The organism is Paenibacillus favisporus, from assembly GCF_040545415.1.
Lineage (GTDB): Bacteria > Bacillota > Bacilli > Paenibacillales > Paenibacillaceae > Paenibacillus_AQ > Paenibacillus_AQ favisporus.
The window spans coordinates 933,134-945,761 of record NZ_JBEPLV010000001.1; the positions used below are offsets into that span (position 1 = coordinate 933,134).

General features: G+C 52.4%; 13 protein-coding genes and 1 riboswitch. Of the genes, 11 read left to right on the forward strand and 2 right to left on the reverse strand.

Annotation, left to right across the window (positions count from 1 at the left end; translation table 11 throughout):
• Positions 1 to 41 precede the first annotated feature (41 nt).
• On the reverse strand, positions 42 to 1,790 hold the full coding sequence (locus ABID47_RS04480) for an alpha-glycosidase (protein ID WP_354495049.1): 1,749 nt from the start codon (positions 1,788 to 1,790) through the stop codon (positions 42 to 44).
• Between the two features lie 471 nt (positions 1,791 to 2,261).
• On the opposite strand from ABID47_RS04480, the gene ABID47_RS04485 reads away from it, so the two are divergent.
• The 4 genes from ABID47_RS04485 (at position 2,262) to ABID47_RS04500 (ending at position 5,663) form a co-directional block, all read left to right on the forward strand.
• Positions 2,262 to 3,071: a transporter substrate-binding domain-containing protein gene (locus ABID47_RS04485; RefSeq protein WP_354495050.1), complete on the forward strand. Its 810-nt coding sequence runs from the start codon at positions 2,262 to 2,264 to the stop codon at positions 3,069 to 3,071.
• A 169-nt stretch (positions 3,072 to 3,240) separates the two neighbouring features.
• Positions 3,241 to 3,900: an amino acid ABC transporter permease gene (locus ABID47_RS04490; protein ID WP_212984223.1), complete on the forward strand. Its 660-nt coding sequence runs from the start codon at positions 3,241 to 3,243 to the stop codon at positions 3,898 to 3,900.
• Complete coding sequence (locus ABID47_RS04495) at positions 3,887 to 4,609, forward strand: amino acid ABC transporter ATP-binding protein (RefSeq protein ID WP_076171392.1); 723 nt, start codon at positions 3,887 to 3,889, stop codon at positions 4,607 to 4,609. The genes ABID47_RS04490 and ABID47_RS04495 overlap by 14 nt, the downstream gene beginning before the upstream one ends.
• 238 nt (positions 4,610 to 4,847) lie before the next feature.
• Positions 4,848 to 5,000: riboswitch (cyclic di-AMP (ydaO/yuaA leader) on the forward strand.
• A 3-nt stretch (positions 5,001 to 5,003) separates the two neighbouring features.
• Entirely contained in the window at positions 5,004 to 5,663 is a 660-nt protein-coding gene (locus ABID47_RS04500; RefSeq protein ID WP_354495051.1) for a 3D domain-containing protein, read from the forward strand.
• Positions 5,664 to 5,735: 72 nt separating this feature from the next.
• On the opposite strand, the gene ABID47_RS04505 is transcribed toward ABID47_RS04500, so the two are convergent.
• Positions 5,736 to 6,590 carry a polysaccharide deacetylase family protein gene (locus tag ABID47_RS04505; protein ID WP_354495052.1) on the reverse strand — a complete coding sequence of 285 codons (855 nt, stop codon included), beginning with the start codon at positions 6,588 to 6,590 and terminating at the stop codon, positions 5,736 to 5,738.
• A 271-nt stretch (positions 6,591 to 6,861) separates the two neighbouring features.
• Between ABID47_RS04505 and ABID47_RS04510 the strand changes: the two genes are divergently transcribed.
• From ABID47_RS04510 to mobB, 7 genes are all read left to right on the forward strand, one after another.
• Positions 6,862 to 7,884 carry an NADH:flavin oxidoreductase/NADH oxidase gene (locus ABID47_RS04510; protein ID WP_354495053.1) on the forward strand — a complete coding sequence of 341 codons (1,023 nt, stop codon included), beginning with the start codon at positions 6,862 to 6,864 and terminating at the stop codon, positions 7,882 to 7,884.
• 244 nt (positions 7,885 to 8,128) lie between these two features.
• Positions 8,129 to 8,797 carry a PspA/IM30 family protein gene (locus tag ABID47_RS04515; protein ID WP_251676733.1) on the forward strand — a complete coding sequence of 223 codons (669 nt, stop codon included), beginning with the start codon at positions 8,129 to 8,131 and terminating at the stop codon, positions 8,795 to 8,797.
• A gap of 110 nt (positions 8,798 to 8,907) precedes the next feature.
• Positions 8,908 to 9,312 (forward strand): DUF350 domain-containing protein, encoded by a 405-nt coding sequence (locus ABID47_RS04520; RefSeq protein WP_076171403.1) that lies wholly within the window; start codon positions 8,908 to 8,910, stop codon positions 9,310 to 9,312.
• Between the two features lie 50 nt (positions 9,313 to 9,362).
• Positions 9,363 to 9,869, forward strand: coding sequence for a DUF4178 domain-containing protein (locus tag ABID47_RS04525; RefSeq protein WP_116229915.1), 507 nt, complete (start codon positions 9,363 to 9,365; stop codon positions 9,867 to 9,869).
• A 14-nt stretch (positions 9,870 to 9,883) separates the two neighbouring features.
• Positions 9,884 to 10,645, forward strand: coding sequence for a DUF4247 domain-containing protein (locus ABID47_RS04530; protein ID WP_354495714.1), 762 nt, complete (start codon positions 9,884 to 9,886; stop codon positions 10,643 to 10,645).
• 129 nt (positions 10,646 to 10,774) lie between these two features.
• The gene (locus ABID47_RS04535; RefSeq protein ID WP_354495054.1) at positions 10,775 to 12,049 is read left to right on the forward strand and encodes a molybdopterin molybdotransferase MoeA; all 1,275 of its coding nucleotides are present in this window, start codon (positions 10,775 to 10,777) and stop codon (positions 12,047 to 12,049) included.
• Complete coding sequence (gene mobB / locus ABID47_RS04540; protein ID WP_354495055.1) at positions 12,046 to 12,585, forward strand: molybdopterin-guanine dinucleotide biosynthesis protein B; 540 nt, start codon at positions 12,046 to 12,048, stop codon at positions 12,583 to 12,585. Before ABID47_RS04535 ends, mobB begins: the two co-directional genes overlap by 4 nt.
• Positions 12,586 to 12,628: the final 43 nt, after the last annotated feature.

A 12,628-nucleotide genomic window follows, 5' to 3' on the forward strand; every position in this document is an offset into this window, starting at 1 on the left:
TTCCGGAACTCCGGAAGGCTTTTCGTTATGAAGAAACCGATTTATTTGGTGAGATTTCGGTACAAAATCCGGTACCCGTAAGGGTCCAGACTGACGTTCATCGTTCCGTTCTGGGTAGGCACCTTTTCGCCTGATAAGGCGTCCTTCCAGTCGTTCGTAACCATCGGGTGGGACAGCACTTGCGGTTTGTCGGTGTTGTTCATCCAAATCGTGAAATGAACCCGGCTGTCCATGCGCTCGTAAATGATGTTGGGATTGCCCGGTTCCGCCTTCAAAAAGCGGAAGCGGCCTTCGCGGAGCGCCTTGTTTTTTTTGCGCAGACCGATGAGCAGCTTGTAAAAATCGTACAGCTCGCGGTCCTGCTTCTTCGGATCCCACTCCATGCATTTACGGCAGTCCGGATCGCCGCCTCCGGTGAGGCCCACCTCGTCGCCGTAGAAGATGCATGGCGTCCCCATGAACGTGAACAGGAAGACGACCGCCAGCTTCATCCGGCGCTTATCGTGCCCGACACGTGTCAAGAGGCGCGGTGTGTCATGGCTGCACAGCATGTTGAACACCACTTCGTTCGTCTGCTGCGGATAGCGCATCAGAATGGTGCCCATTTTGTTGGCGAACGTCAGTCCGTCCATGCCTCCGTTGAAAAACTCCAGCACCTTGTCGGCAAAAGGGTAGTTCATGACAGAGTCGAACTGATCTCCGACCAGCCAGGCCAAGGAATCGCTCCACACTTCCCCGACGATATATGCATCCGGATTGGCGTTTTTGACGACCATGCGGAAGTCCCGCCAAAAATGGTGGTCGACCTCGTTCGCCACGTCCAGCCTCCAGCCGTCCAGCTTGATTTCCTTGATCCAGTACTCGGCAACGTCCAGCAAATACTGCTTCACCTCGGGATTGGCCGTGTTGAACTTCGGCATATTGCCGAAGAAGCCGAACGTGTCATACGTGGCGATCCCGTTCTCAACCCGTGCCGGAAACTGGTTGATATGAAACCAATCGGCATATTTGGACTTTTCCCCATGCTTGAGGACGTCCTGGAACGGTGGAAACTGTTCGCTGCAGTGGTTGAACACGGCATCGAGCATGACGCGGATCCCTTTGCTGTGACAGGCTTCCACGACCTGCTTGAGCAGCTCGTTATCCCCAAAATGCGGATCAACCTGCTTATAATCGACGATGTCGTATTTATGGTTCGACGGCGACGTGAACAAAGGTGTGAAATATATCGCATTGATGCCCAGATCGAGTAGGTCGTCCAGATGATCCAGGACGCCCTGCAGGTCGCCGCCGAAGAAATTGTCCGTTGTCGGCTGTCCTCCCCAAGGCTGTGTCCCTTTCGGATCATTGCTTGGATCCCCGTTCGCAAAACGTTCGGGCATAATTTGGTAAAAAATAGCATCCTTTGCCCAATCCGGCACCTTAAACACGTCGATCTCATGTATGTAAGAAAATTCGTAATAGCCGCCCGTCGGCGCCGGACAATTTCGGTACAGCCCGTTGTCGAGCATGTAAATCGTTTCCTTGCCGGAAGTGATCCGGAACGCATAGCTAAGACGCTTGTATTTAGGCAGCACAGCAGCTTCCCAATAATCGAACATATCGTCGGTCGCGGCTTTTTCCATCGTAATTTCAAAATAGGTCGAATCCCAGTCGTATTTGTCTCCGGTCATCGCCACCACCGTATCCACGTCGTTTCGTTTGGTGCGGACACGCAGATGTATCGTCTTCGGATCGTATGCATAGGCCCATTTGTCCCGGGGGACATGGTATAAAGCTTCCAGCAGCATGACTACACCTCCACTAAATATCTAGCTATTTAATACCTCATTCCCGGAATGATGAACCATGGCTGCCGCCTTCATCTGACGTTTCGGTGAACTTTTTGCGTAGGAGTCCCCATTGCGTGTAATTACATAATAAGAAGAAGCTTTTCTTTCAAAGGGTGCAGGTTTTTGAAGGGATTTATGCATCGATATTAAGAAGGAGACGGGCTTTGAAATGGTAAATACATATTTATTCCGAAAAAGAGGGGGAGGTGACTAAAAGAAACAATAGAACTAGGAATAAATGGAATTAAAAAACTGTAATCCGCATTATTCTGGCTATTTTGAAATGTATTGACCACTGTATGAAAATGTCATTGCATAATCATGCATTTTTATTGTATGATTAGAACCGTGGTTTTTCGGGCTGGGCCGGATACGGATCATGCCTTTGAACAACAATAAGAATCATTGAAACGGACAGGAGAGATAGATATGAAAAGATGGGGTATTCTAACGGCATGCATTCTGCTGGCAGGCTCCCTGCTTGCCGGATGCGGAAGCAAACCTTCGACTGAGGGCGGCACGGCAGCGGGCGAACAGCCGGCCAGCGGCAAGACGATCGTGCTTGGAACAAGCGCGGACTTCCCGCCGTACGAATTTCATAAAATGGTGAACGGCAAGGACCAAATCGTCGGCTTCGATATCGAAATCGCCAAGGAAATCGCCAAAGACATGGGGGCGCAGCTTGAAGTCAAGGACATGAGCTTTGATGCGCTTCTCGGCGAGCTGTCCACCGGCCGCGTAGATTTTGTCATTTCGGGCCTTACACCAAACGAAGAACGAAAGAAACAAATCGATTTCTCGAACAACTACTATAAGGCGGAGCAGGCCGTTGTCGTCAGAGAGGCTGACAAAGACAAATACAGCACGATGAAAGCTCTGGAAGGAGCTTCGCTCGGCATTCAGAAGGGTTCCATCCAGGAGGACATCGCCAAGACGATTCCGGGGGCGAAGATCACCGGTCTGGGCAAAATTTCCGACATCGTGCTGCAGCTGAACTCGAGCCGCGTGGATGCCTCCATCATGGAGAAGCCGGTTGCCGAGGCATACATCAAGAACGTCAAAGGTCTGGTAATTGCGGATGCGGTTCCTGATTATAAGGAAGACGGCTACGCGATCGGGATCAAAAAAGGCAACACCGAGCTCGTGAACCAAATCAACAAAACGCTGGACCGTCTGAATTCCGAAAACAAGATTGAGCAGTACGTTGCCGAAGCGAGCGATTTGGCTGCACAGAAATAGAGGTTAAGCTGTCTGTTCTCATTTTATACATCGGATAAAATAGCGAAGCGAATTCGCTATTTTTTCTGTTCAATGATGGGTACCTTGTTTCAAAAATGTCCCGATCTGTTGTATACAGGGAAAGGATGGGACAGGCAGGTATGATGACAAAGGAGGTTCTTGGGTCTTTATGAATATATTCTCCGTTTTTTGGGAATACCGGACGTATTTTGCGACAGGTATCCAGTATACACTGCTCCTGGCGGCCATCGGCGTCATCTGCGGCTTCGTGCTGGGCATTATTATATCCTTGCTGCGGATGTCCCGCTTGTGGCTGCCGAAGCTGATCGGTTCGGTATGGGTGGAAGTTCTCCGCGGTACCCCGATGGTTGTTCAGCTGTTTATTATTCACTACGGTCTCGTGGCCTTCGGGGTCAAATTTACGCCAATCGAGTCCGGTGCAATTACGTTGTCCATTAACAGCTCCGCGTACCTTGCGGAAGTGTTCCGTGCCGGAATCCAGGGGGTGGACCGGGGCCAGTCGGAAGCGGCCCGTTCCCTCGGAATGACGCGCAGTATGACGATGCGGTACATCGTGCTGCCCCAAGCTGTAAAAAGCGTGCTGCCGGCCATCGGCAATGAGTTTATTACGATTATCAAGGAATCATCCATCGTATCGTTTATCGGCGTCACCGACTTGATGTACCAGTCGGGGGCTATCCAAGGAATTACGTATGATTACCTCAGTCCGCTGCTGGTCATTGCAGCCATCTACTTCATTATGACGTTTACCTTGTCCAAGCTGCTGGGGGCATTTGAAAGGAGGCTGAATACCGATGATCAGCGTTAAAGATTTGCGCAAATCGTTCGGCAAGCTGGAGATTCTGAAAGGGATCGACATCGACATCGCCAAAGGCGAGGTCGTCGTCGTGATCGGCCCCAGCGGCTCGGGAAAAAGTACCTTTCTCCGCTGTTTGAATCTGCTCGAAACCCCGACAGGGGGACAGATCACGTTTGAAGGCGAGCCGATTACGGACAAACGCCATAACATCAATGCCACACGCGAAAAAATGGGCATGGTGTTCCAGCATTTTAACCTGTTCCCGCATAAATCGGTGCTGCAGAACCTCATGCTGGCGCCGGTTAAGGTGAAAAAGCAGCCGCCGGCCGAGGCGGAACGGATTGCCCTTGACCTGCTGCGCACGGTCGGATTATCCGACAAGAAGGATGCGTATCCGTCCCAGCTGTCAGGCGGACAGAAGCAGCGGATCGCCATCGCACGGGCGCTGGCCATGCAGCCCCACGTCATGCTCTTTGACGAGCCGACTTCGGCGCTGGACCCGGAAATGGTCGGCGAAGTGCTGGAGGTCATGAAGAAGCTCGCGGAGGGCGGCATGACGATGGTAATCGTAACGCATGAAATGGGGTTTGCCCGGGAAGTCGGCGACCGGATCGTCTTTATGGACGGCGGACAAATCGTCGAGCAGGGGACGCCTGCAGAAGTGTTCGGTAACCCGCAAAACAGCCGTACGAAAGATTTTCTAAGCAAGGTCCTTTGACCAAGAGCCTGAATCTACAAATGATAAAGCCCTGGACGAGAATATTACTCATCCAGGGCTTTTTTTGTACCTTTTTATGAATAAATCGTTAAAATGAATGAAGATGTTGTAACTTTTTTGAAAGGAATTGAGCCGTTTCTCCCTTGCTTAAGTCAGCTAACAACTCTAAATAAAGCCTGATCATTCAAGGGTTTTGGATTGGTAACATTTTCATGCGCACAGGTTACAAAATTGTGATATATTTGTTGAGCCGAAACTTTTAAGGTAAAGTGCGGGGGATGTAATTTGTGTACATAGTACGCTTGGGGTGAATCGCACCAACAGGGCGTAGGGTTGTCTCCTCAATCCGAATCCGACAGCTAACTTCGCAGGCATCACGACTTAAGGAGGAACCATGAAAAGATTTAAAGGAATCAAGACACTTGCAGCCATCATCGGCATTTCTCTGGCGGTACAGACGGTACCCACGTTTGCGGACTCGGTCCATGTAGCGAAGGATGGAGACACCTTCTATACACTATCTAAACAATATGGCGTTAATTTGAATCAACTGATGAATGCAAATCCGAATGTACAAGCAACCAATATTTATCCGGGCCTGAAATTAAACGTTCCCGGAGCAAGCACAGCCAAGGCATTTGCCGCAGAGGACAGCGGCTCCATCATCACGGCCGCTTCCCTGAACGTCAACGGCGATGACAAAGTCGTGGAAGCATGGGGTAAAACCTTCGATTACTCCAAAACGCTGGACGTCCGAGCTACGGCATATTCTTCCTCAGCTAGCGAAAACGGCAAGTGGGGCGCAGTGGATTACTTCGGCAACCCGCTGAAGCTGGGTACGATCGCGGTTGACCCGTCCGTTATTCCATTGGGAACGAAAGTGCTCGTTACCGGTCACAGCTTCCCGGGCCTTCCGAAGAAAGCCTTCGTAGCGACAGCTAAGGATACCGGGAGCGCGATTAAGGGGAAACGCATCGACATTTTCGTACCGGGCAGCCCGGAAAGCGTCAGTGCCTTCGGATTCCAGGACGTTGAGCTGTACTTCATTAAATAGTTCAAGCTATTCATAACAACACGGAAAAACCGGCTTTTGTACGAAAGCCGGTTTTTTTGTACGCTCAGCGCGTTACTTGTCTTTTGGAACGTGAAGTAACCTCGGCAGCGTGACGAATGAATAGCCTTTATTTTTCAAGGTCCGAATAATGTCCGGAAGGGCATCGATCGTACCGCTGAGATTGGACGTGGTTCCGCCTCCCGCATGCTGAAGAATGATCGAGCCTTGCCCAACGGTGGACAGCACGTTGCGCTTGACCGCTTCCTTGCCGATTCCTTTCCAATCCAGCGAATCGACGTTCCAGTTTACGATTTTGTAGCCCTGCTGCTTGGCCCAGCGCAGTTGGCGTTCCGTGATGTCTCCATAAGGCGGCCTGATCAGCTTGGGCTTATAGCCGACGATGCCGTAAAGCGTGTTCTCCGTCCGCTTAATCTCGGCTACATATTCGTCCATCTCCAATTTGTGAAACACGGGATGATTATAGGAGTGGTTTCCGATCACATGTCCTTCACGGACGATGCGCTCGACCAGCTCGGGATGCTTCTTCGCCCGGCTGCCCATCACAAAAAAGGTGGCTTTAATATGATGGGCTTTGAGCACATCCAGGATCTGAGGAGTAAACCTGGGATCCGGCACGTCATCAAAGGTTAGGGCCACCTCTTTGACGCGCGGACCGTGAATTTTGAACGTTTCGGGATATTTTTTGATCAGCTGGCCGAGCGTGAGAATCTGCTGTTCCTTCCGCTTTTCTTTCGCCTCCCGGCTGCTGGTTTCCCGTGCAGGTTCGGAACCTGACGGATGTTCCGGGGGTTCACCGCCTTGAGCGGCGGCGGCCGGCCACCCGGACTGCCAAGGACAGATCAACATCAAGATCAGCATCAAGATCAGCAGGGAAGACAGCAATGTGCATAACAGCTTCTTTTTCATCCGTCTCGACTCCTTTCCACCGCGGACAAACAGCGAAAACATGATTATCCTTGTTATGTCCATAAGTTGATGCAATTATGTTGCTTTAAATCAGATGCTGGGCCACATTTTCATATCGTTCGGCAAAGCGTGTATAATAGAACTGATGGATTACGGTCGCTGCACATTGGCCGTAACCGCGAGGTATGGACAATGAGCGGCGGCGCTGCAATCATATAACCGTGTTGTCATATAGGCTTAATCACATACAACATAAAGGAGACACGAAGCAATGGCAGATCTATTTACACCTTATGTACTTAAAGGATTATCTCTGAAAAACCGGATTGTTATGCCTCCGATGTGCCAATATTCGGTACAGGCTGAGGACGGGATCCCTAACAATTGGCATTATGTCCATTATGTATCCCGCGCAGTCGGCGGAGCCGGATTGATTATCGTAGAGATGACGGGGGTTCACCCGGATGGACGGATTACGAACCGGGATACGGGAATATGGGATGACGGGCAGATCCCTGCTTACCGCAAAATCGTCGACGAAGTGCACGCCTATGGCGCAAGGATCGGCATCCAGCTGGGCCATGCCGGCCGCAAGGCGGAAGACGCGAACCCGCCTGTAGCTCCATCGGCCATCCGTTTTGACGAGAAATATAAAATTCCGAGAGCTTTGTCCACCGAAGAGGTCCAGAGTCTGGTTACCGCCTATGGGGAAGCGGCCCGGCGCGCGGTGGAAGCCGGCTTTGATACCGTGGAGATACACGGCGCTCACGGCTATTTAATCCATCAGTTCCATTCTCCGCTGACCAACCGAAGAGACGATGCGTATGGAAAAGACCTGGCTTTGTTCGGAGAAGAAGTCGTGAAAGCCGTCAAGAAGGCGGTCCCTGAAGACATGCCTGTTCTGATGAGAGTGTCAGCCAAGGAGTACGTGGACGGCGGTTATGACGTCGATTACTGCGCGGAAATCTGCCAACGATACCGGGATGCGGGCGTGGACGTATTCCATATTTCCTCCGGCGGTGAAGGTCATATCGGATCGAACGGCGGACCGAAGGCCGGCTCGGGGTACCAGGTGGAATTGGCGGAGCAAATGAAGGCAAAGCTGGATGTGCCGGTAATTGCTGTCGGCCGCTTGGAAAATTACGAGGAAGCGCAGCAGGTGGTGCTGGGAGGAAAGGCGGATCTGGTCGCAGTCGGCAGAGGCATGCTGAAGGATCCTTACTGGGCACTCCATGCGGCTCAAGAGCTGAACGGAGAACAGAAGATCCCGAAACAGTACTTGCGCGCTTTTTAACGGGGCATTGTGGAAATGAAGCTAATCAAACATTCACAACAAAACGCTGGAGTCAGATCGGTCGGATCGGCTCCCGCGTTTTTTAAACGGTAAACATAGCCTTGAATGAAGGCTCGTTGCTGCTATATTATGGAAGATGAACAAACCCGAAAAAAATTTTGGCGATTTTTGAAACGGTCCTAAAACTGCTGCGTAAAAGAGTATCAAGAAGAACACATTAACCTTTCAGGAGGAACAAGAAACCATGGCTATTTTCAAAAGACTGCGCGATTTAACAATGTCCAATATTAATGCGATTATCGATAAGGCAGAAGACCCGATCAAGATGACGGACCAATACATCCGTGATATGACCGAAGATTTGGAAGACGCGGAGAAGGCTGTAGCCGCTCAAATCGCCATCGAGAAAAAATTCAAGCAGCTGTACGAAGAGCAGCAGGCGCTCGTTGAGAAGCGTACCCAGCAGGCACACACCGCAGCCCAGGCACAGAACGTTGAGCTGGCCCGCCGTGCGCTGGAAGAGAAAAAATCAGCTGAGCAGAAAATGAACGAATACAAAGCAAGCTACGACCAGAACAAAGCTTCCGCCGACAATCTCCGTGCCAAGCTTGAGGAAATGCGCAAGCAGCTCACCGAAATGAAGAACAAAAGAGAGACGCTGGTAGCCCGCTATAATGCGGCCAAAGCGCAAACCGAAATCAACAAGGCGATGAACGGCTTCAGCACCGATTCTGCGACGAACGGCATGAAGCGGATGGAAGAGAAGATGCTGCAGATGGAGGCGCAAGCCGAAGCCAGCAACGAAATGTCCGCCAAAGGCAAATCGCTCGACGACGAGTTCGAACAGCTCGGTAAGGACAAAGAAGTTGAAGATGAGCTGGCAGCGCTCTTGAAGCAGTACGAGAACAAATAATCTGCCATAAACCAGGTATGATGAATAGCGAAGGGGAACATTTGTCATATTTCTCCTTCGCTTTTATTATGTATGAGTGAGACGTTGAGAAGATGTGGAGGCTAAGGTGGATGGATTTTAATATCATTAAAGGGATTCTGGTATGGACAGGTTCCGGGGCGATCCTGCTCTTTATTTTGATGTTTGTGGATTCGCTGTTTACCAAGTACAAAGATTTTGAAGAAGTGAAGGCGGGCAACATGGCGGTCACCTCGCGCCTGGTCATCAAGCTGCTGTCCCAGGGTTACATTCTGTCCGTTTCGATTCGGACTTCGAATAACCTGCTGGAAGCGCTTGTCGTATCGATCGTCTCCTTCTTGATCTTACTCGTGCTGGAAGCGATCGTGCGCGTCTTGATGAGATGGTGGGCAAAGCTTGACCTGGATACAGGTACACAGCAGGGCAAAGTGGGTTACGGCCTGTTTGCCGGTACGATCCATTTGGTGGGCGCCCTCATCATTACCGCCTGCCTGTAGCACGACCCCCAATATATATTAAAGTTTGATTACCTAAGGAGTTATAGCATATGAGTGTATTTAAAAGAATCGGCAACCTGTTTGCCAAGCCGGAACCGCCGAAACCGGAGAAGAGCATGCTGGCGCTGATGCCGGGAGATATTTGCGAGGTATCATTGGTCACATACGAAGTCATCGGACGCGTGCACAACCGCGGAAGAAACGCAGTTCTGCTCACGCTCCGGGACGGGAACACGATCGCTTACCTTCATATTGAAGAGCGCGAGACCTTGGAGTATGAATTGTACGCTCCCATCGACGGCCGGCTTGACAACCCTGCCGAAGTACCAACCGAAATCGAACTGGACGACCGGGTTTACTATATGGAAGAAGAATACATCGGTCATGTGTTGATTCAAGGCAAAACCCCGTTTACGCAAGGGGGAGAGCAGCACGTATGGCAGTACCAATCCGACGATTATCATCTGCTGCGGATCGAGTGGCAGAACGGACGCTTTATGCTGTATGAAGGAGAGAAAGTAATCCCAGGTGATGTGAAAGTCATCCGGGCCAATTAGAGGTGGGGCACATGATGGGTAAGAAGAGAAGCAGGTTTCTCGGCCTGAAGCTTCTGCTTGTCGCCAGCCTTGTGCTGTCTCTGCTGACCGGATGCGGTATCGGCTCGCCAAACGTCAAGGAGACATATCCGCTGGAGTCGGTGAACCGCGACGGTAACGCTACGTCGTATGTGTACCGGGCCGCGGACAAGACGGTTCCCGAGGTTGCGAAGGAGCTGACGGACGAGAAGAAGCCCGACCAGATGTCGCCGGAAGATGCCGACCGGATGTTCCTGGTGTACGGTAACGAATGGTACCATCTGCAGAAAGATACCGCCAAGCCAAGCGATACGCTGATCGAAATCGACTCGCAGCAGTATGTGCAGCGGAATTACGATTCAAGCTTCCTTCAGGGATATCTGACGGCGGCGCTCATCGGACAACTCTTTGATTCGTTCGGCGGGGGTGGCTCTTACCGGGGGTATACGAGCAGAGACATTTATCAGCCGAAGCAGGGAACGTACCACAAGCCGACAACCAACGATAAAAAGGTAGCGCCGCCGCTGACGGTTGAGAAGAAGGGATCGATTCTCCGCCGCGGCAAAAACAGCGACACGAATCCGAGCGTCGGTTCCGGAGGCAGCATCTTTGACCGAAAGAAAGATACGACGTCGCCGAGCAGGGGCAGCATATCAAGGGGCGGCAGCAGCGGCTCTGGCCTGTTTGATGCACCGAAGCGGTCGTATACGAAGCCGAAAACTCGCGTCGGATCAGGCAAGATCACAAGGCGCAGGTGACGGCTGGCCGCAAGCGAATATCCTGATGCCGTGTTCACGGCAGACGAAAACGCACGAAGCATGGATTCGTGCGTTTTTTTGTGTCATGATAGACAGTGGAGACATTTAGCAACGGAAGGATGATACATAATGGATCAGACACGAACCGATTACGATAAATTTCACCGGAAACCGATGCAGGTCAAGGATGCCCAAAGGCTGATCGCCGGCTATGTCGAGGCAGGTGCTGTAGAAACGGTACCGCTGGCGGAGAGCGTTGGGCGCTTTCTGGCCGAGCCCGTTACCGCCCCGCATCCGTTTCCACGGTTCCGCCGCTCGGGCATGGACGGGTACGCGATTCGGTCTGCCGACACGGCTTCTTGCAGCTCGGACGATCCGGTCTGGCTGGAAGTCATTGACGAGATTCCATGCGGCAGCGTGTCCAGCCAATTGATCCGGCCGGGGACGGCTGCGCGGATCATGACAGGCGCCGAAGTGCCGGACGGCGCGGACGCCGTCGTCATGCTGGAGATGACGGAGCAGCAGGAAAAGGACGGACGTGCCCGGGTTGGACTGAAGCGAAAAATCCAGGAGGGGCAAAACATAACCCCAATCGGACTGGAGGTTCAGGAAGGACAGCTGCTGCTTAGCCCGGGGACCCGTATTTCGGCCGGGGAAATCTCGGTGCTGGCGACGTTCGGCATTCATCGTGTCCCGGTGTACCGCAAGCCGCGGATCGCGATTTTCTCGACGGGGTCGGAGCTGCTGTCCGTCGAAGAGCCGCTGCAGCCGGGTAAAATCCGCAACAGCAACACGTACATGCTTGCGGCCCAGGTGCGGGAAGCGGGGGGCGAGCCCTTTATTCTGGAAGCCATTATGGACGATTTGCAGCTGGCACAAGCACGGGTCGAGGAGGCGCTGCAGAAATATGATGCAGTCGTGACCAGCGGCGGTGTGTCGGTCGGCGACTACGACATTATGGGCGATCTCGTCCGCGGCGGCGGAGTGGAGATGCTGTATAACAAAATCGCCATGCGTCCTGGCAGCGTCACGACGGCGGCCGTGAAGGACGGCAAGCTGCTCTTTGCGCTGTCCGGCAATCCCGGCGCCTGCTTCGTCGGCTTTGAGCTGTTCGTCCGGCCGACCATTCAGGGCATGATGGGAAGAAAGAATGCCTACCTTACGGAATGGTCAGCCGTCTTGGACGTCGACTATACCAAAGTGAACGCCTTTACCCGCTACGTTCGCGGAAGAATGGAAGTCCGCGATGGATTGGTGTATGCCGTTCCGGCAGCGGTGGACGAATCGAGCGTCATGGTAACGATCAAGGACAGCGACTGCCTGATCGTCATCCCGCCCGCCAAGGCAGTCACACCGGCCGGATCCAAGGTGCAAATTTTGCTGCTTAAAGAGGGATCGAGATGAGCTGGCAAGAAGCGAAACCGCCCGTCTGGCAAATCGTTGGGTATAAGAACAGCGGCAAGACGACACTCGTCTGCAGTCTCGTCGAGTTGCTTGCGGCCAAAGGCGTAAGGACAGCGGTGATTAAGCACGACGCCCACGATTTCGACATCGATCATCCGGGAACGGACTCGTACCGGCACCGGAAATCGGGGGCGGGTGCAGTCGCCCTTGTGTCCTCGCGGCGTACAGCCGTGATCGAGGAAGCGGAAACCGGGCTGGACGAGCTCATCGGGCGGTTTTCCGCATACGACATGATTTTAGTGGAGGGCTTTAAGCAGGCGGAGTATCCCAAACTCGTGATGGTCCGCAGCCAGGAAGACCATTCGCTCGTTTCCCAATTAACATCCGTGAATGCGATCGTCTCCTGGCTTACCGATGACAAGGTGAAGGGGGGCATAGATGTGCATCTGGATTCCGTTCCGGTATTTGGCGTCAATGACACCGGCCGGATCACGGAATGGCTGCTTCACCATAGTAAGCACGGTATGACAGAATGAACGGAAACTATCCGTTTGCAATAAAAAAACAGCACGCCCATCC

What these genes read in the sequence shown, in the direction of transcription:
- ABID47_RS04480 (WP_354495049.1), bottom strand. Translation starts at nt 1,790, where the DNA reads ATGCTGCTGGAAGCTTTATACCATGTCCCCCGGGACAAATGGGCCTAT.
- ABID47_RS04485 (WP_354495050.1), top strand. Translation starts at nt 2,262, where the DNA reads ATGAAAAGATGGGGTATTCTAACGGCATGCATTCTGCTGGCAGGCTCC.
- ABID47_RS04490 (WP_212984223.1), top strand. Translation starts at nt 3,241, where the DNA reads ATGAATATATTCTCCGTTTTTTGGGAATACCGGACGTATTTTGCGACA.
- ABID47_RS04495 (WP_076171392.1), top strand. Translation starts at nt 3,887, where the DNA reads ATGATCAGCGTTAAAGATTTGCGCAAATCGTTCGGCAAGCTGGAGATT.
- ABID47_RS04500 (WP_354495051.1), top strand. Translation starts at nt 5,004, where the DNA reads ATGAAAAGATTTAAAGGAATCAAGACACTTGCAGCCATCATCGGCATT.
- ABID47_RS04505 (WP_354495052.1), bottom strand. Translation starts at nt 6,590, where the DNA reads ATGAAAAAGAAGCTGTTATGCACATTGCTGTCTTCCCTGCTGATCTTG.
- ABID47_RS04510 (WP_354495053.1), top strand. Translation starts at nt 6,862, where the DNA reads ATGGCAGATCTATTTACACCTTATGTACTTAAAGGATTATCTCTGAAA.
- ABID47_RS04515 (WP_251676733.1), top strand. Translation starts at nt 8,129, where the DNA reads ATGGCTATTTTCAAAAGACTGCGCGATTTAACAATGTCCAATATTAAT.
- ABID47_RS04520 (WP_076171403.1), top strand. Translation starts at nt 8,908, where the DNA reads ATGGATTTTAATATCATTAAAGGGATTCTGGTATGGACAGGTTCCGGG.
- ABID47_RS04525 (WP_116229915.1), top strand. Translation starts at nt 9,363, where the DNA reads ATGAGTGTATTTAAAAGAATCGGCAACCTGTTTGCCAAGCCGGAACCG.
- ABID47_RS04530 (WP_354495714.1), top strand. Translation starts at nt 9,884, where the DNA reads ATGGGTAAGAAGAGAAGCAGGTTTCTCGGCCTGAAGCTTCTGCTTGTC.
- ABID47_RS04535 (WP_354495054.1), top strand. Translation starts at nt 10,775, where the DNA reads ATGGATCAGACACGAACCGATTACGATAAATTTCACCGGAAACCGATG.
- mobB (WP_354495055.1), top strand. Translation starts at nt 12,046, where the DNA reads ATGAGCTGGCAAGAAGCGAAACCGCCCGTCTGGCAAATCGTTGGGTAT.